19 protein-coding genes are annotated in these 16,669 nt (G+C 40.3%); 1 reads left to right on the top strand and 18 read right to left on the bottom strand.

From position 1 onward, the window contains the following. Nucleotides 1-25: 25 nt before the first annotated feature. From HOO54_RS11405 to HOO54_RS11375, 7 genes are read right to left on the bottom strand one after another with little or no spacing between them, the layout of a single operon-like run. A complete protein-coding gene (locus HOO54_RS11405; protein WP_172295312.1) occupies nt 26-1,006 on the bottom strand; it encodes a biotin--[acetyl-CoA-carboxylase] ligase in 981 nt (326 codons plus the stop codon). Next, complete coding sequence (locus tag HOO54_RS11400; protein WP_172295310.1) at nt 991-2,184, bottom strand: CCA tRNA nucleotidyltransferase; 1,194 nt, start codon at nt 2,182-2,184, stop codon at nt 991-993. The genes HOO54_RS11405 and HOO54_RS11400 overlap by 16 nt, the downstream gene beginning before the upstream one ends. Beyond that, nucleotides 2,144-3,322 carry an N-acetyl-alpha-D-glucosaminyl L-malate synthase BshA gene (gene bshA, locus HOO54_RS11395; protein ID WP_172295308.1) on the bottom strand — a complete coding sequence of 393 codons (1,179 nt, stop codon included), beginning with the start codon at nt 3,320-3,322 and terminating at the stop codon, nt 2,144-2,146. Before bshA ends, HOO54_RS11400 begins: the two co-directional genes overlap by 41 nt. Continuing rightward, the gene (gene bshB1, locus HOO54_RS11390; protein WP_172299501.1) at nt 3,322-4,023 is read right to left on the bottom strand and encodes a bacillithiol biosynthesis deacetylase BshB1; all 702 of its coding nucleotides are present in this window, start codon (nt 4,021-4,023) and stop codon (nt 3,322-3,324) included. Before bshB1 ends, bshA begins: the two co-directional genes overlap by 1 nt. Then, nucleotides 4,016-4,429 (bottom strand): methylglyoxal synthase, encoded by a 414-nt coding sequence (gene mgsA, locus HOO54_RS11385; RefSeq protein WP_172295306.1) that lies wholly within the window; start codon nt 4,427-4,429, stop codon nt 4,016-4,018. Before mgsA ends, bshB1 begins: the two co-directional genes overlap by 8 nt. 22 nt (nt 4,430-4,451) lie before the next feature. Next, complete coding sequence (gene dapB, locus HOO54_RS11380) at nt 4,452-5,255, bottom strand: 4-hydroxy-tetrahydrodipicolinate reductase (RefSeq protein ID WP_172295304.1); 804 nt, start codon at nt 5,253-5,255, stop codon at nt 4,452-4,454. A gap of 12 nt (nt 5,256-5,267) precedes the next feature. Further along, nucleotides 5,268-5,603: a nucleotide pyrophosphohydrolase gene (locus HOO54_RS11375; RefSeq protein WP_172295302.1), complete on the bottom strand. Its 336-nt coding sequence runs from the start codon at nt 5,601-5,603 to the stop codon at nt 5,268-5,270. A gap of 133 nt (nt 5,604-5,736) precedes the next feature. On the opposite strand from HOO54_RS11375, the gene HOO54_RS11370 reads away from it, so the two are divergent. Next, nucleotides 5,737-6,609 carry a YitT family protein gene (locus tag HOO54_RS11370; RefSeq protein WP_172295300.1) on the top strand — a complete coding sequence of 291 codons (873 nt, stop codon included), beginning with the start codon at nt 5,737-5,739 and terminating at the stop codon, nt 6,607-6,609. A gap of 221 nt (nt 6,610-6,830) precedes the next feature. Here HOO54_RS11370 and ypjB read toward each other — a convergent pair whose 3' ends face one another. From ypjB to hisC, 11 genes are all read right to left on the bottom strand, one after another. Continuing rightward, nucleotides 6,831-7,634: a sporulation protein YpjB gene (gene ypjB, locus HOO54_RS11365; RefSeq protein WP_172295298.1), complete on the bottom strand. Its 804-nt coding sequence runs from the start codon at nt 7,632-7,634 to the stop codon at nt 6,831-6,833. 69 nt (nt 7,635-7,703) lie between these two features. Continuing rightward, complete coding sequence (lhaT, locus tag HOO54_RS11360) at nt 7,704-8,288, bottom strand: lipoprotein heptaprenylglyceryl N-acetyltransferase LhaT (RefSeq protein ID WP_172299499.1); 585 nt, start codon at nt 8,286-8,288, stop codon at nt 7,704-7,706. Between the two features lie 119 nt (nt 8,289-8,407). After that, entirely contained in the window at nt 8,408-9,175 is a 768-nt protein-coding gene (locus tag HOO54_RS11355) for a menaquinol-cytochrome c reductase cytochrome b/c subunit (RefSeq protein ID WP_172295296.1), read from the bottom strand. Nucleotides 9,176-9,207: 32 nt separating this feature from the next. Further along, nucleotides 9,208-9,882 carry a menaquinol-cytochrome c reductase cytochrome b subunit gene (gene qcrB / locus HOO54_RS11350; protein ID WP_172295294.1) on the bottom strand — a complete coding sequence of 225 codons (675 nt, stop codon included), beginning with the start codon at nt 9,880-9,882 and terminating at the stop codon, nt 9,208-9,210. A 2-nt stretch (nt 9,883-9,884) separates the two neighbouring features. Further along, the gene (locus HOO54_RS11345; RefSeq protein ID WP_172295292.1) at nt 9,885-10,391 is read right to left on the bottom strand and encodes a QcrA and Rieske domain-containing protein; all 507 of its coding nucleotides are present in this window, start codon (nt 10,389-10,391) and stop codon (nt 9,885-9,887) included. Between the two features lie 146 nt (nt 10,392-10,537). Continuing rightward, nucleotides 10,538-10,984 (bottom strand): YpiF family protein, encoded by a 447-nt coding sequence (locus HOO54_RS11340; RefSeq protein ID WP_172295290.1) that lies wholly within the window; start codon nt 10,982-10,984, stop codon nt 10,538-10,540. Between the two features lie 62 nt (nt 10,985-11,046). Further along, nucleotides 11,047-11,598, bottom strand: a complete 552-nt coding sequence (locus tag HOO54_RS11335; protein ID WP_172295288.1) for a ReoY family proteolytic degradation factor — start codon at nt 11,596-11,598, stop codon at nt 11,047-11,049. A 71-nt stretch (nt 11,599-11,669) separates the two neighbouring features. Continuing rightward, nucleotides 11,670-12,944, bottom strand: coding sequence for a tetratricopeptide repeat protein (locus tag HOO54_RS11330; protein WP_172295286.1), 1,275 nt, complete (start codon nt 12,942-12,944; stop codon nt 11,670-11,672). Nucleotides 12,945-13,132: 188 nt separating this feature from the next. After that, a complete protein-coding gene (gene aroA, locus HOO54_RS11325) occupies nt 13,133-14,419 on the bottom strand; it encodes a 3-phosphoshikimate 1-carboxyvinyltransferase (protein WP_172295284.1) in 1,287 nt (428 codons plus the stop codon). A 10-nt stretch (nt 14,420-14,429) separates the two neighbouring features. Next, nucleotides 14,430-15,545 (bottom strand): prephenate dehydrogenase, encoded by a 1,116-nt coding sequence (locus HOO54_RS11320; protein WP_172295282.1) that lies wholly within the window; start codon nt 15,543-15,545, stop codon nt 14,430-14,432. Nucleotides 15,546-15,576: 31 nt separating this feature from the next. Further along, nucleotides 15,577-16,668: a histidinol-phosphate transaminase gene (hisC, locus tag HOO54_RS11315; RefSeq protein WP_253907657.1), complete on the bottom strand. Its 1,092-nt coding sequence runs from the start codon at nt 16,666-16,668 to the stop codon at nt 15,577-15,579. Nucleotide 16,669: the final 1 nt, after the last annotated feature.

Genomic DNA, 16,669 nt, shown 5'->3' with positions numbered 1-16,669 from the left:
AAAAACATGGCATCTGTTCCAACTATCACGAACTAATATCGATATCAGCAGAATAAATTCTTTTTATTCCCTCACTTGTTTCTAAAAGAAGCACGCCTTCATCATCAATCCCCAGTGATTTCCCATGAAATGTTCCATTCAATGTTCTCGCTGTTAATCGGCGGTTTAATGTCAAAGCATAGCTTTCCCATAAAAGTTTAATTGGTTGGAAACCGTGACGAGTATAGTCTTGGTAGCGTTTTTCAAATGTAAGCAGAATCGTTTGAATAAGTGCTGCTCGATCAATTTTTTTACCACTAACAAGGCGCAAGCTTGTGGCTGTCTCTTTCAAGTCATCCGGAAAATCGCAAGCTGCTTGATTGACATTAATTCCGATTCCGGTGATGACCGAATGAACCTGATCTGCTTCAGCCTGTAATTCAGTCAAAATTCCAACCGTTTTTTTGCCATTGACCAAAATATCGTTCGGCCATTTAATTTCCGGACTGATTCCTGTTTGGTCCTCAATTGCTTGGACAATTGCCACTGCCGCCAAAAGTGTCAGCTGTGGTGTTTTTTGAACTGGAATTGTCGGTCTTAAGATAAGGCTCATCCAAATGCCATTACCTGCTGGAGAGTGCCATACTCTAGCCATTCTCCCCCTTCCTTCTGTTTGCTGATCTGCAACAATAATTGTCCCTTCTGGACATCCGTTATTTGCCAGTTCATGAGCGATTTTCTGAGTTGAAGAAACGTTATCTTTGAAATAAATGACTTGTCCCATTTTTTCCGTTTTTAAGCCGAATCTGATTTCATTTTCACTGATTTTGTCAGGCTTTTTTTTCATTTTATAGCCAAGTTTCCTAACCGCTTCAAGTTCATAACCCGCTTTTCTTAGTTCTTCAATGTGTTTCCAAACAGCCGTTCTCGAGCAGCCTAGTTCTTCACTGATTTTTTGACCTGAAAGAAATTCGCCATCAGCTTGTGCAAATAATTGGATGAGTTTTGTCCTTAAATTTGATTGCATTGGTCTAGCCACTCCTCTATGGCTTTTTTTTGATTGTCAAGTTCTCCACACAAAACAGCCTGTTCGATCCGTGTTAAATCGTCAGATACCCATTTACCAGGAGGGTTATTTTTCATCAAGATCAGATCGTTTCCAGTTACAGCTAAATCTTTCAAGCTTTTAATTGGCAGTCTTTGATATCTTTGTCTCACTTCAGCTAATTTACGTCTGTCAATGCTCTGATTCTCCTTTAGCATATGAATCATGACTGCAGAAATAAGTGTCTCTTCACCGGCTTGATACATGGCCAAATGATCCCAGTGTTGATCAATGTACCCGGCAATTTTTATTGCCTCTTGCATCACCTTTCCAGGAAGTTTCCAAGCTTTTAAAAATTTTTGAGCTTGTTGTGGATGAATTGCCAGTCTATCGATGAAAGCTGCCCAAAGTTGCGCTTTGGTTTCCAACTGATGAAACGGAAAACAGCATGCAGTGAGAAGACCTTCCCTTTTTCCTTCCAGTCCGGGAAGTTCTTTGTAAAGACCTGTTTCAACCGCTATTTTAAGAGCTGCGTTTACCGCTTTCCCTTGTAATAGTTTTTCAAATTCAGTTGTTTTGCGCTCTGTTGAAATATGTGCTAATAAGTGGCGGTTCTCACAAATCGCTTGTTTTGTATGTGGGGAAAGCGTAAAATCGAGCTGGCTCATAAAACGGAGCGCCCGCAACATGCGGAGCGCATCTTCATGAAATCGTTCAGCCGGGTTACCGACCGTTTGAATCAGTTTTGTTTGAATATCGTGAAGACCTCCAAAATAATCAATGAGCCGGCATTCCGTATCCAGTGCCATTGCATTGATCGTTAAATCACGCCGCTTTAAATCTTCTTTCAACGAGTGAATGAAATGAACACCGCTTGGTCTTCTATGATCCTCGTATTCAAGTTCTGCTCGAAACGTTGTCACCTCATAGGACTCACCTTCCCACAACACAATGATTGTTCCATGTTTTTTTCCAACATCAATTGTTTTAGGAAAGATTTTTTCTATTTCTTCAGGAGCCGCGTCAGTTGCAATATCGATATCTCCAACAGTGCGGTTCATCTGTGTGTCTCTTACTGCTCCGCCCACAAAATAAGCTTGCCAGCCGTGTTTTTTTAGTTCATGAAGGAGAGGCAGAGCCTTTAAAAACAGATCTTCCATTGTCACACTCCCCGTCTATTAATTGGTGATAAATATCCTCATATTGGTTAATGATTTTGCTTGATGAGAAACGCTCCTTAATATTTTGTAGCGCAGCTTCAGCAAAACGGTGATGCAACTTGTGATCCGTTAATAAATGAAGTGCTTTTTCAGATGCAGCATCAACATCACCCACATTTACCAGATAACCTGATGTACCATCGATAATCACCTCGGGAATACCACCGATATTCGTTCCAATGCACGGAACACCACAAGCCATTGCTTCAAGAAGCACAAGACCAAAGCTTTCCTTCTCAGATAAAAGAAGCTTTAAGTCACTGATGGCATAAAGCTCTTCCACACCGTCCTGTTTACCTAAAAAGCGCACCGCATCTTGTAAACCGAGCTGCCTGACAAGCTGACATATCACAGTCATTTCCGGACCGTCGCCAACAAGAAGGAGTTTTGCTTTGATTCGTTTGACAATACGGTTAAAGACATGAATCACATCTTGAACCCGTTTTACTTTCCTGAAATTTGAAACATGAATGATGACTTTTTCATCAGGGGTTATTCCGTATTGCTCTTTTAATGAATAATGGTCTTTTTTTACATACACACGCTCATCAACAAAATTGTAGATGGTCTCTATTTTTTTTCTTGGTTTGATTAAATCATACGTCTGTGCCGCAAGAGCTGATGAAACGGCAGTTACCCGATCAGAGGATTCAATTGCAAATCGAATCAAATCTTTTAAAGACTGATCAATCCCGAGAACCGTAATATCAGTGCCATGAAGTGTCGTAACGGTTTTGATCGTACCTTCTAACATTTGTTTTGCCAAATATGCAGAAATAGCATGCGGAACAGCGTAATGGGCATGCAAAATATCTAGATTTTCCCGTTTTGCCACTTCGGCCATTTTGCTGGCTAAAGACAGATCATAAGGCGGATATTGGAAAACTGCGTATTGATTAACTTCAACTTCATGAAAATAAATATTGGAATAAACTTTATTCAGCCTATGCGGAACGCTTGATGTAATAAAATGAATGTCATGCCCTTTTTCCGCCAACAATTTACCGAGCTCTGTTGCAATAACTCCCGATCCTCCGACACTCGGATAACATGTAATCCCAATTTTTAATTTTCTCATCATCCACCCCCGAATAAATCATTGTCTAACAAAAGGATGCGCTTAGAAAAAAATCCTTCTGCATATGTGACACCGACTTCTTTTCCAAGAAGCATTTCCCTTGCTTCAACTGTTTCAATATATCCGTTTGTCAAAGGTGTATCTATCGATTGCTCTGTCCGGCTGAACTGGCTTTTGTATGCCCTGAGACTTGCTTTTTTCTGTTCCATTGTATCTGTTATATCGATCACAAATTCAGGTTTATGAAAACCGTTGATCATATAGTAATAGATGTTTTGCACTTTATGTGCTTGCTGTTTTTTTTCATCTTGATATTTATGTATACCGGCGGAAAAAACCGCTTCTTCGACAATTTCTGCCGCATGTCCATGATCTGGGTGTCTGTCTTTTTTGTAGGGAACAAAAACAATCTTCGGCTGATACATTCGAATAACGGCAACAATTTCTCTAATCGCATCTTCTGTCAAAAATAAACCGCGGTCAGGAAGGGCAAGAGAAATTCGCTCTCTAACACCTAACGTTTCCGCCGCCAAAGCCGCTTCACGTTTCCTTATGGCAACTGTTCCATTTGAAGATCGTTCAGCTTCTGTTAAATCGCAAATGCCAACGTAAAACCCCTTGTTAATATATTTGGCAATTGTTCCTCCCATGCCAATTTCTACATCATCACTATGTGCACCAAAAGCCAGTATATCAAGCATCTTTTTCTTCATCATGTACCAGCTTCCTAAATTCGAACGCATCCTCTTCCAAAGAACGGATCAGAATTTCCGCCGTCCCCAGATTGGTTGCAAGTGGAATGGAATAGACGTCAGATAAGCGGATTAATGCAGAAACATCTGGTTCATGCGGCTGAGCTGTTAATGGGTCCCGCAAGAAAATCACTAGATCGATTTCATTTTGGGCGATCATTGCACCAATTTGTTGATCGCCGCCAAGCGGTCCTGATTGAAAACGCCTAATGGAAAGACCGGTTGCTTCAGCTATTTTTAAACCTGTTGTACCGGTGGCAAACAATTCATGTTTTTGCAAAATACCTCGATAAGCGGTTGTCAATTGAATCATATCCTGTTTTTTTCGATCATGGGCAATTAAGGCTATTCTCAATGAGATCCCCTCTTTCTTTTCGTTATTCCATGATATTTTCAAGGCCATAAACAAGCTGATCGATTTTCATAACTTGTTCAACAGCTAGCTTTACTCCTGACATAAAAGATGTACGGTTATACGAATCATGGCGAATTTTCAAAGTTTGTCCATCTCCGCCAAAGATGACTTCTTGATGGGCGATTAACCCCGGTAATCGAACACTGTGCAGGCGAATTCCGTTTTGCTCTGCACCCCTTGCACCAGGTAGAATTTCCTTTTCATCAGGATGTCCTTGTTTTTTCGCATCCCTAACGACGGAAATCATCTCCGCAGTTTTTAAAGCGGTTCCGCTAGGTGCATCAAGCTTTTGATCATGATGCTGTTCAATGATTTCAACATCGGAGAAATATTGAGCTGCCATCTGGGAAAATTTCATCATTAAAACAGCTCCCAAAGCAAAGTTTGGGGCAATAATGGCTCCGATTGCTTTTTCTTCGGTTAATCCCCTTAGATGGTCAAGATCCTTTTCTGAAAATCCAGTTGTTCCAACTACAGGGCGGACACCATGCTCTAAGGCAATTTTCGTATGAACTTTGCCGACTTCTGGTGTCGTCAAATCGATGAGTACATTCGGATTTGTTTCAGCAAAACATTCGTGTATATCCGTATAAATGAGCGCATCAGAATGACAGGGTAATACTTCTGACAGTTTCTTGCGGTCGTATGTAATATCGATGGCCCCTACAAGTTGAAAATGATCTGTGTTTTCAACAAGTTGAACGGCTTCACTTCCCATTCTTCCTCTCGGTCCAGCAATGGCAATCTTGATAGTTTCTTTTGACATGATCAATCTCCTCTACTTTCCTTCTTTTTTTGTCCAGCGGTCTTTGTCTCGTGTGTTGAATTTATCCATGACCATATCATGCGCTTCATCTAATGAAATATGAAGTGAATTAGCTAAACAAACTAACACGAATAAAACATCACCGATTTCCTCTTCAATCTTTTTTTCAGTTTCAGTTTTTTTCTTTGGTTTTTCTCCGAAATGATGATTGATTTCTCTTGCCAATTCGCCGAGCTCTTCTGTTAGTCTAGCCATCATCGCCAGCGGACTAAAATAACCTTCTTTAAATTGCCCGATATATTCATCAACTTCACGCTGTATCTCTTTCATCGTTTTCTGATTCGTCATTCGGCAAAACCTCCTATCATCTCTTACATGTTAGCGAATTCAACTAAGTTTGACAAACGTTTAAGATCGGTTTGCCCATTTTTAAAAGATACACTATAATATTAACGCCAACTAATGGAAGGAGAGGTTTTTTATGCTTAGAGAAATAAAAATTAAAAATGTTTTATTTATATTAATAGGTGCCGCTATTTTTTCTTTTGGACTTGTTCATTTTAATATGCAAAACAACCTATCAGAGGGCGGTTTTACTGGTATTACCTTGTTGCTTTATTTCCTGTTTCAGATCGATCCTTCCATTTCCAATTTAGTTTTAAATATTCCCGTTTTCTTGATCGGTTGGAAGTTTCTCGGCAGAACCGTTTTTTTATATACCATTCTCGGAACAGTCAGTCTGTCTGTTTTTTTGTGGATTTTTCAAGTTTATCAGATCCATATGCCTCTGAAAAATGACCTTGTCCTTGCAGCCCTTTTTGCCGGGATTTTTATTGGAACAGGGCTCGGCATCATTTTCAGATATGGCGGGACAACTGGTGGAGTTGATATTATCGTACGACTCATCAATAAATACTTTCATATCGCGATGGGTAAAGCGATGTTCGTTTTTGATGCCTTTGTTATCACATTATCACTCATATTTTATCTCTCATATAAAGAAGCCATGTATACACTTGTCGCAGTATTTGTTGCTTCTAAAGTGATTGACTTTATGCAGGAAGGTGGCTATGCAGCAAAAGGGGCAACGATTATTTCTGAAAAAAATGCACTAATCCAACGTAAAATCATGGAAGAAATGGATCGTGGGGTTACGATTTTAAAAGGACAGGGATCCTATACTAAAACAGAACGAGACGTTTTATACTGTGTCGTTCCGAAAAATGAAGTTTTTCTTTTGAAAAATGTCATCACTTCTATTGATCCACATGCGTTTGTAGTCGTAAACGATGTTCACGATGTGATGGGGGAAGGTTTTACACTTGATGAAAATAAGAATCCGATTACACGATAAAGGGGCTGTCCTGAAAGTCGTGTGGATGAATAAAAATTGGGGAAATTTGCTCGCTTTCCGCGGGCGATCCGCGAGCCTCCTCGGAGCTCGTTCCTTGCTCCTCTTGGGTCTCGCCTAGCTCGCTGTTTCCGCAGGAGTCTCGCAATTCCCCCTGATTGATGTTGAAAAAGGACTTTTTAGACAGCTTCAGGCTTTTCTTAATCGATTTCAAACAATGTTTCTTATTTAGGCCAATCATTCTCTCTTTTCCTGCGCCTGTCTGCTTCCCCTCTATACTTACGGAATCCAACATAGGTCAGTGTGGAAAGGATGATGCTTCCTGTTGTCAGGATAACCCATAAAAGCGAGGGATCTGCGTCATCTTCTTCGGTTTGATTGAATACGTCTTCCAAATCTTTTTGCAGAGTAGTCAACCGTTCAAGCTTGCTGCTTTCTGACATATTCTGAAAGTCTCCATGTTGGACAACTTCGATATGGTTGGAGACATTTTTTAATTGTTTTTGGGAAACATCGATTGTTAAACTCGGGTAAATCATATCATACAAAGCTAAAAAATGATTCCACTTTTCCTGAAACGTTAAACTGTCTTCTTTTTGAATAATACCGGCTTTAAGCGCTTTAAAAGATTCCATAACCGGCTTTTTTAACGATCCCCAAATCGGATCATGGTCGGAATGTATCGCATCCATCAGCATTCTGAATTGGACGGCTGCCTTGAGTTTATCTTTTTTTCGTGTTTCCGTGCTCCGTAAACTTTTTTGCATTTCATGACAAGCCAAAATGACCCGGCGGATTTGCGAACTGGTCATCGTTTTTAATGTTCCGTTTTTTTCGGCTGTTTTTAACCGATTTTTAAAATATTGAACAATTTGAAGTGCTTCCTCATAATGTGACTGTCTTGTTAACTGAAATACTGTATCAGACAGTTCATTCAATTCTGTTAAAGCGGTTGAATCCTCCGCTTTTAAACCGCCCGCAGGAAAAACAAGCACAATCACTATGCAAAGGATCACCTTACGTATCATTTACGGTCCCTCCCACTCCTTCTACTTTAAGTTATGAGGAGAGGGACAAGGTTAGACCAAGATTGTTTATCACAACTTAAATGCTTTTTTAGAGAGTACAAGATAATAAGCTAAACCGATCGATGCAATACTAAGCCAAAATGTAAAATAACCGATTTGTGGCATAAATTGAGTCAGCATCGAGTAGCTAGGCATCATTTTGAACACATAGTCAATCACGTCATTGTGAAGCGTCCAAATGGCTGCAATCACCAGATGCCACACTTTAAACTTGTAATAAGGTGCATATAGAACACCTTGGAGAGCCATTGCAAAATGGGATGCAATCAGCATATAGCCTGTCCAATGCAGACTTCCCGTCGTTAAAAGAATAAGAAGGTTCATACAAACAGCCCAAAGCCCATATTTAACGAGTGTTACCAATGCAAACGCTTCAAACAAAGCGGCATTTCGCTTAAATAAAAACCCCAACAGCACAAATAAAAAAAACAAAGTAGCAGTTGGGCTGTCCGGCACAAAAATTAGAAATTTAATTGGTGTATGAATCAGTTGCGACTTGTACCAATAATACCCATAAATCGTACCAAAAAAATTAATGATCAAAAGTAAAAAGATGATAGATCTCTGTCCAAGTATGTAAAAAATTAATTTCACCACATTCAACTCACATTCTCCGGAAACGTTATGTTATTGATGTTAGAATTTTAAAAAGACCATCGACAATGTCGATGGTCTTGAGAGACCAGCTTATCATGTGTACCTCTTCTTGACAACTACTTAGCTGTTGTTTTCGATATGAATTTTGACAGTTCTTTCAGTTGTTTATCAGACCCTTTAAAAACGCCAGCAGGCATTTTACCCTTTCCTTCCTTGGCGATCTTTGCAATCTCCTTTGGAGATAAACCGCTATCTACCAGAGACGGCCCGCCAGCCCCTCCTTGCATGTTATCACCATGACAGGAAATGCAACCTTGTTCCTTATACACTTTATAACCTGAGGCTTTTTTATCAATTTTAGCTTCCTCTTTGATTTTCCCTTGTTCTTCCGCAGCTGCCCAATCATGAGTCACAACAGATTGCCAAGTTAAAAAGACAGTGGCTGATAATGCTAACAACATCAATCCAACAGCGACCGGGCGCTTAAACGGTCTTCTTTCAGGACCCCTGTCAAGGAATGGTGCCAGTAAAAGCGCCCCGAAAGCAATCGACGGTACAATAATCGCTCCAACTACAGTATACGGTCCAGCTGCATATTCATATTTAAGCAATTGATATAAAAATAGAAAATACCAGTCTGGTAAAGGTATGTAACCAGTATCTGTCGGATCAGCCATTCGTTCCAGCGGAGGCTTGTGAACGATGGTCAAAACAAGAAACCCAATTAGGAAAACGGCTCCAACAAGCCATTCTTTAAGTAAAAAATTCGGCCAAAATGCTTCCGTTTTACCTGGAAATTCCGAATAATCTTTTGGAATATTCGGTTTTCTTTCCGCGGGTATTCTCGAATCTCCGACAAACTTCATTCCCTTTCCCCTTTTCATGCCATCCCCTCCTTCTTTTTTGAATCACTTGCTTACAACGGCCCTGAAATTCCTTGTTTACGGATCATGATAAAGTGCGCAGCCATAAGACCGAACAGGGCGGCCGGCAAGAAAAAGACATGGATGGCAAAAAACCTTGTCAATGTCTGAGCGCCAACAATATCTGGATGACCGGCAAGCAGTGTTTTAATCTGAGTGCCAATTAAAGGTGTTGCCTCAGCGATCTGCAGACCAACTTTAGTCGCAAACAGAGCTTTCATATCCCAAGGTAAGAGATAGCCTGTAAAGCCTAATCCAAGCATGACAAAGAAAATGAGGACACCAACAATCCAATTTAATTCCCGCGGTTTTTTATAAGCTCCTTGGAAGAAAACCCTTAGTGTGTGAAGAAACATCATGACGATGACCAAACTTGCCCCCCAATGGTGCATCCCTCTGACAATTTGCCCAAATGCTACTTCATTTTGTAGGTAATAAACCGATTCCCAAGCATTTTTAATATCCGGCACATAATACATGGTCAAAAACATGCCTGAAAGCACCTGAATCACTGTCACAAAAAATGTCAACCCGCCAAAACAATAGACAAAAGCGGAAAAGTGATGAGCAGGATTGACATGCTCTGGAACTTCATGGTCAGCAATATCCCTCCAAAGCGGCGTAATATCCAGCCTTTCATCCACCCAATCATAAATTTTGTTTAGCATGATCACCCATCCTTCCTCGGCTTGGCTTTCCCTAAATAAAGGTAGCCGTCTTTAACCTTTTGCTCATAATGGTCCAATGGAGCAAGAGGTGGAGTTCCGGGTACATTTGTACCATCCTTTTCATAAAGTCCGTAATGGCACGGACAAAAAAATCTGTTCGGATTTTTTGGGTCACTATTCCAATTGACCGTACACCCCAAATGTTTACAAACCGGTGATAAAGCGATAATTTCTCCCCCATTTTTGAATACCCACGCTGATCTCGATTCTTCGGATTTGTACCAGGCGTCTACTTGTTTGATTTTAAAGTCAAAACGTTGAGGTTCCTCCGTCAGCTCATCAACACTAACAACCTGAACCAAGTCCTGATCCTCAGTCGGCCTTAAAACCGGATCAAGCGCAAAGCGAGCCATAGGCATGATCATTCCAGCCGCCATAAACCCGCCAACCCCTGTCAGCGTATAGTTTAAAAATTGACGTCTGGATACCTGATGCTTGTTTCCGCTCATCTTCATATCCCCCCTCATGTCCCCAACTACAATATAACTAAACTAGAAAAATATTCATAAAATGAGGACATCCTCATAATATATCAATATTTTAGGAAGGTCAACATTCCCAAAAACATTAAAAATAGTAAATGTAAGTGTTTTTATTAGGAATTCCAGTATTGTAACAAAATGTTCAATATTTGCTCAATTTGATCGTCCAAGAGCTTTTGTTTGAGAGAATCCTTCATATGCTCTAGCGGCAGCGCTGGAATCCACAGCAGTTTTTGTTCATCTTGAAGCACCTCTTTCCAGCGCTCATCCGTTGTCAAAAAAATGACATGCTTAAAATGATTTTGGGTCATGTCTTTCAAATCGGCAATATCCCGGACCGATTGATCACTAACATGCAAATATGTATACGGAGGAAATAAATAGACGCGCCCCTTTAGTTGTCCTTCAAGCTCTTCTGCAAGCCTGATTGTAAATTCTCCTTTTGAAACGGTTGATTTAAACTGGTGGTCTAAATGAACAGAAATAAGCGGAATGACAGCGGTATCAATATATTCTTTTGCATCTAGATAAACATCCGCATCTTGTGCACACCATTTCACGCGGTAATCCCCCTTTATTCAGTTACCCCGAGCTTAACAAGCCTTGCTGAGTGCAAGGCTTGTTAGCGATGGGACTGTTGTAGTTGACTTAATTGTTTCGCCAGTCTTTCGAAACTTTCTTTATCTTGGCGGTCAAGCGCTTCGTCTATTTCCTCCAATAGTTTTCGTCTTTGAAAAGTGGCAATAGAGTGCTCTAAAATTTGTTCAGCAACAATTTTATCTCTTTCATTTTCATAAAGGTCTTTTGGAATATGGGGATTGGTTTCCATTACAGCTGCGTATTCAGGTGAATGATAGGCTGAGCGAAAGTTGAGCTGAATAAATAGATCTTGCTGCTTATTCAGCCTGATATCGTGAAATGATTTTTCTGCGTCTGTTGTCATGACATTTTCTTTATAAAAACGGAAAGGCACTTCTTCGACACAGTGGGTAGACATGATAATGCCTCTCGGACAAAACTCGGCCTGCTCTACAAAATGGACTTTTTCCATTAAGGAGTTATGACTCATTAAATAATTCAAAATCCATACACATTCTCTTCGTTTTAGTTGATAATTGTTTAAAAACCAGCGGATGAAATCTTTTTTTTCATTGACAGAAACAGGGGTCTGCATGTTATTCCCTCCTCTATCTATCATATCTTGTGTATAATTTAATAATACCACACAAACCGATAATATCCTGCTTATTCAAGGTAATTTTCATCTTCGATTCTGAAAATCATTTCCTGGATTTCTTCATATGCAGGATGATGATTCGAAAGTTCTTTCAAATATGACAGCGCTTCTTTCTGCCTTCCTTCTTCAAGCAAAAATGTTGCGTATTCATAGAGAAAATCTTCGTCTTTCTGATAATGCAATAACGCTTTTTCATATTCTTGTCTCGCCTTATCATACGCTTCTGTTTGAGTGTAAGCACCTGCGAGAAACCAGCTGAGTTTAGGGTCATCTTCACCATATTTTCGGACCTCTTGAACCAAATCGATCATACTCTCAAAATCTTCTTCTTCAAGATGAAGAGAAAGCAGAGTGAAAACAGCCTCCAAATATCCGGGATCAAGTGCAAGGGCTTCAGAAAGTAATGTTTTCGCTTCAGAGAGCCTTTGTGTTTTTATTGCTGACTTTGCCGCAGAGAGATAAAGCTCTTTTGTAAATTCATCTAAACGAATACCTTCTTTAGCTGTTTCATATGCTTCTTCATATAGTCCTTCTTCTTCATAGCTTTGTGCCAAAGGCTTATAAAGGGAGGAATAAGATGGATCCATTTCTTTCAGCCCTGTTAATTGTTTGATTGCCGTTTTAGGAGACCCCGCTTTTAAAGCTGTAAGCCCAAAACCAAATAATGTATGAGGTTCAGTGCTTTCTTTGGCCGCTTTTTCATACCACTTTAACGCTTCTTCAAACTCACCTGAAGAACTGAGTGACTCGGCAAGCCTCTGATAAACATTGACACCTCCGATCATTGCTTTTTCACAGGAAGTTTCTTGAAAATAGCGCGTTGCTTTTGCATAAGCACCTTGCGTAAAATACAACTCACCCAACGCGAAATGAATCACCGGTTCATCTGGTAAAATCTTTTTTGCCTTCAACAATTTTTGCTCACTTACTTCATATAACCCCTGCATTTGATACAAATCAGCCAGCAAAAGAAGACTTTCTGGATAGGTCTGATCTGTCTCAGGAATCGTTTCCAATACGCTGATCGCCCGCTCTTCATTGTCGGTCTCGATGAGGAGCTCAGCATAAAAACAGGTCAACTCTGTTTCTTCAGGGTATAATTCATACAAATCACTGATGATATCAATCGCTTTGTCAACCATACCCCATTCATAATATAGTTGAGCTGCAATTGCTTTATCTTCATCATGAAGAACAGGTTCAATATCACTAAGCTTTTTAAGTCCGCTTTCAGTATGGCCTGCTTCTACTAATTTTATGGCTTCTTGGATCGAAGTATTCAAATCAAAACGTCCCTTTCTTTTTTCGAATCATCACACGGCCACCCTAAAGCCGAAAATATACTCTTTAGATATTTATTATCATAATTCACTGGACGGTTTTAAAGCAAATATGTTGCCTTCAAAGACAAGCTATGCCGGAACTGCATTGTTTATGCAAAAGCTATGAAAAAGCCTGAAACGTGTCGGTTTCAGGCTTTTTCGACAAGCTTGTCAATATGTTCAAAAAATGTCGGATAAGATACTTTGACAGCTTCTGGATGAGAAATATCAATAGGCTTCTCACAAATTAAAGCAGCAATTCCTAGCATCATACCAATTCGGTGGTCATGATGACTTGATACACTCGTCCCTCCAATTAAAGGTGTTTTACCATGGATCTTCATTCCGTCTTCTGTCGGTTCAATTCGGGCACCAAGCTTTGTTAACTCTGATGCGACCGTATCGATACGGTTCGTTTCTTTTACTTTAAGTTCAGCAGCATCCTTGATGACAGTCGTCCCTTCTGCCTGTGTAGCAAGAAGTGCGATAATCGGAATTTCATCGATCAGCCGCGGAATTAAATCCCCTGAAATTTCAGTGGCTTTTAGGGCAGCGGTCTTGACTGTTAAATCGCCGTAAGGCTCAGCGCTACCATGATCATTTTTATCGACCTTAAGATCCGCACCCATTTTTCTCAATGCATCTATGATTCCGGTCCTTGTCGGGTTTAAACCGACATTTTTAAGAACAACTTCACTATTTGGGACAAGAGAAGCAGCTGCTAGGAAAAAAGCTGCTGAAGAAATATCTCCTGGCACAAACACATTCGTTCCCTTTAACGTTTGCCCCCCCACAATGGAAACAGACGTTTTGTCTTCCTCCAGTTTTACCCCAAACATTGAAAGCATCCGCTCCGTATGATCTCTTGATTTATGGGGTTCTGTCACTGTTGTTGTACCGTTTGCCCGGAGACCTGCCAACAAGACGGCTGATTTAATTTGTGCACTGGCTACAGGTGATTGAAAATCTATTCCTGTTAAATGTCCACCGCGAACAGCAAGCGGTGTATATTCTCCACCACTGCGTCCATCAATTTTCGCACCCATTTTCCGAAGAGGATCTGTGACACGTTTCATCGGTCTTTTCGCAATGCTCTCGTCACCTGCTGTTATACTATGAAATGGACGGCCGGCCAAAATTCCAAGCATCAGTCTAATCGTTGTTCCAGAATTTCCGACATCTAAAAGCTCTTTAGGCTCTGTTAGATGATCAAGACCTTTTCCATAGACTGTTACATCACTGTTTTCCTGTTTGATTTCAACCCCCATTTTTTTAAAACAGTCAATTGTGCTTAAACAGTCTGCCCCAGGCAAAAAGTTTTGAATAACTGTTGTTCCTTCCGCAATAGAGCCGAACATAACAGAACGATGGGAGATTGATTTATCTCCCGGAATATGAAGTTCTCCTTTTAGTGAACTGATTTTTCCTCTTTTCATGTGCTCCACCTCAATCAGCGTAAAATGTCTCATATTTAGCCCGAGTTTGAATGCATTTTTCTGCACGTTTGCGATCTTGATCAGATTGAAAACTGATTCTGAGAACACCGTTTATCTCTTCTCGCGTTTCGATAATTCTAATGTTCGTTATGCTGATCAGTTCATCAGCGAGAATCGCCGTGATTTCCGAGATGACTCCCGGATGGTCAGGGACATCAACATAAAGGTCGTAAAAGGAGGGAATCGCGCCTTTTTGCCGCAATGGCAACTCATCACGATATTCTTTTGCCTGTTGGAAAAATGCAAACAAACCATCAGCATCTTCCTCTTCAATAATAGACTGAATTCTTCCAATTTCACATTTCCATTCTTCAAACCGCTCTAAAATTTCAACTTTATTGTGCAAAAGAATATCTCGCCACATCGCAGGACTGCTTGAGGCAATCCTTGTAATATCACGGAATCCTCCCGCCGCAAAGCGTTTGATCAGAGGATATTGTTCCTCGAATTTCACAGTTTGGTGAACAAGGCTTGCTGCCACAATATGGGGAAAGTGGCTGATCACACTTGTGATGGCATCATGGTCTTCCGGCGACATTTGAACAAACTTGGCGTTTGTTCCTTTTAAAAGCTGTTTTAACAAGACAACAGCTTCTTTTTTAGTCGAGTGACAAGGCGTCAAAATATAAAACGCATTTTCAAACAGCAACTCTTTAGCTGCCGCAACACCTGATTTATGAGAGCCTGCCATCGGATGTCCGCCGATAAATTGATACTCCTTTGGCAACACTTGTTCAGCATAGTTGACAACCTTTTGTTTCGTGCTTCCTACATCAGTAATGAGCAGTTTCTTCTTAATGCCTGAAGCAGCTAGCTCATCAAGCATATAAAGGGTCTGTTCAACAGGGACAGCTAAAATGACAATTGATGCTTCTTTTAATCCTTCCAAAAAAGAACGGGCTGATGCGTCAATGACACCTAGCTTTTTTGCAGCCTTCATCTGCTCTTCTGATACATCAAATCCAATGATTCGGTAGCTTGGATATTGCTTTTTTATGGCAAGAGCGATCGAACCGCCAATTAAGCCTAATCCAGCCAATAATATCGTTTTATTAGATTGTGTCATCTTTATCACCTAGTTTTAGGTCAATTAGTTATCACTTGTTGTATAACATTCTTATTAGCGTATTCAAAAACCCTTCATTCTGTTCTTTGGAACCAACCGATATCCGTAGTGATGTCGGAAATCCGAGTGCTTTTCCAGACCTTACAATATAACCTTGGCGAAGCAGAGCTGCAAACAGCTCATCTGCATCCCGGTTAAAGTCGATTAAGATAAAATTTGTTTGTGTAGGATAATATTTTAATCCGTGTGCTGAACAAAAATCGTAATATTGCTCAAGCCCTTCCCTGTTTTTTCTAACACAATTCTTTATAAAAGTCTGGTCGTCAAGAGCTCCGAGTGCAGCTGCTTGTGCTAGCCGATTGATATTAAACGGCTGTCTCGCTGGCTCTATCGTTTGAATCAACTGTTCTGAAGCAATACCATAACCAATTCTTAAAGCTGCCAAACCGTATGCTTTTGAAAAAGTTCTCAGAATCATTAAGTTAGGATAGCGAGCTAAAAGCGGAATGGTCTCCGGATAGTCCTCTGCAGTCACATATTCATAATACGCTTCATCTATCACAACAAGCACATGTTTAGGAACCTGATCTAGAAAACGCATCAGTTTTTGTTCTGGTTCATAACTTCCTGTCGGATTATTCGGACTGCATACCCAGACAATTTTTGTTTGTTGATCAATTGCATCAAGCATCAAATCCAGGTCATGGCAGCCATTTTCAAGTAGATTGATTTCTCGTACTTCTGCCCCTTCTATGACCGCATTATGTTTATACTGTGAAAATGTCGGGTTCGCCATCACAGTGTTTGAGTTGCTATCTAGCATTGATCGGGAAATGATTTGGATCACCTCGTCTGCGCCATTTCCAAAGATGATCTTCATCTCATTTACACCAAGATGTTTGGCAAGCTTTGTTCTTAAAGATTGACTGGACCCGTCTGGATAAAGGGGCATTTGTAAAATCTCTGATTGCAGTGCAATTTTTGCCGATTCTGAATAGCCAAACGGATTTTCGTTTGAGGCCAGCTTTACTACAGTCTTTAGATTAAACTCACGTTTCACTTCTTCGATTGGTTTTCCGGGCTGGTATGGTGTTAATTGTCCTAATTGTTTCTTAATTTGCATC

The organism is Bacillus sp. WMMC1349 (assembly GCF_013155385.1).
In the GTDB taxonomy this organism is placed as follows: Bacteria; Bacillota; Bacilli; order Bacillales; family Bacillaceae; genus Bacillus.
The sequence above is the reverse complement of the archived record's forward strand: the minus strand, read 5'-3'. Positions and strand labels throughout refer to the sequence as shown.

Coding starts and splice junctions, on each gene's coding strand:
- qcrB (WP_172295294.1), bottom strand. CDS start 9,882: ATGCTAAACAAAATTTATGATTGGGTGGATGAAAGGCTGGATATTACG.
- aroA (WP_172295284.1), bottom strand. CDS start 14,419: ATGAAAAGAGGAAAAATCAGTTCACTAAAAGGAGAACTTCATATTCCG.
- bshB1 (WP_172299501.1), bottom strand. CDS start 4,023: ATGCTTGATATACTGGCTTTTGGTGCACATAGTGATGATGTAGAAATT.
- ypjB (WP_172295298.1), bottom strand. CDS start 7,634: ATGATACGTAAGGTGATCCTTTGCATAGTGATTGTGCTTGTTTTTCCT.
- bshA (WP_172295308.1), bottom strand. CDS start 3,322: ATGAGAAAATTAAAAATTGGGATTACATGTTATCCGAGTGTCGGAGGA.
- HOO54_RS11320 (WP_172295282.1), bottom strand. CDS start 15,545: ATGACACAATCTAATAAAACGATATTATTGGCTGGATTAGGCTTAATT.
- HOO54_RS11375 (WP_172295302.1), bottom strand. CDS start 5,603: ATGACGAATCAGAAAACGATGAAAGAGATACAGCGTGAAGTTGATGAA.
- HOO54_RS11400 (WP_172295310.1), bottom strand. CDS start 2,184: ATGGAAGATCTGTTTTTAAAGGCTCTGCCTCTCCTTCATGAACTAAAA.
- HOO54_RS11355 (WP_172295296.1), bottom strand. CDS start 9,175: ATGAAAAGGGGAAAGGGAATGAAGTTTGTCGGAGATTCGAGAATACCC.
- dapB (WP_172295304.1), bottom strand. CDS start 5,255: ATGTCAAAAGAAACTATCAAGATTGCCATTGCTGGACCGAGAGGAAGA.
- hisC (WP_253907657.1), bottom strand. CDS start 16,668: ATGCAAATTAAGAAACAATTAGGACAATTAACACCATACCAGCCCGGA.
- HOO54_RS11335 (WP_172295288.1), bottom strand. CDS start 11,598: ATGCAGACCCCTGTTTCTGTCAATGAAAAAAAAGATTTCATCCGCTGG.
- HOO54_RS11345 (WP_172295292.1), bottom strand. CDS start 10,391: ATGAGCGGAAACAAGCATCAGGTATCCAGACGTCAATTTTTAAACTAT.
- HOO54_RS11370 (WP_172295300.1), top strand. CDS start 5,737: ATGCTTAGAGAAATAAAAATTAAAAATGTTTTATTTATATTAATAGGT.
- HOO54_RS11405 (WP_172295312.1), bottom strand. CDS start 1,006: ATGCAATCAAATTTAAGGACAAAACTCATCCAATTATTTGCACAAGCT.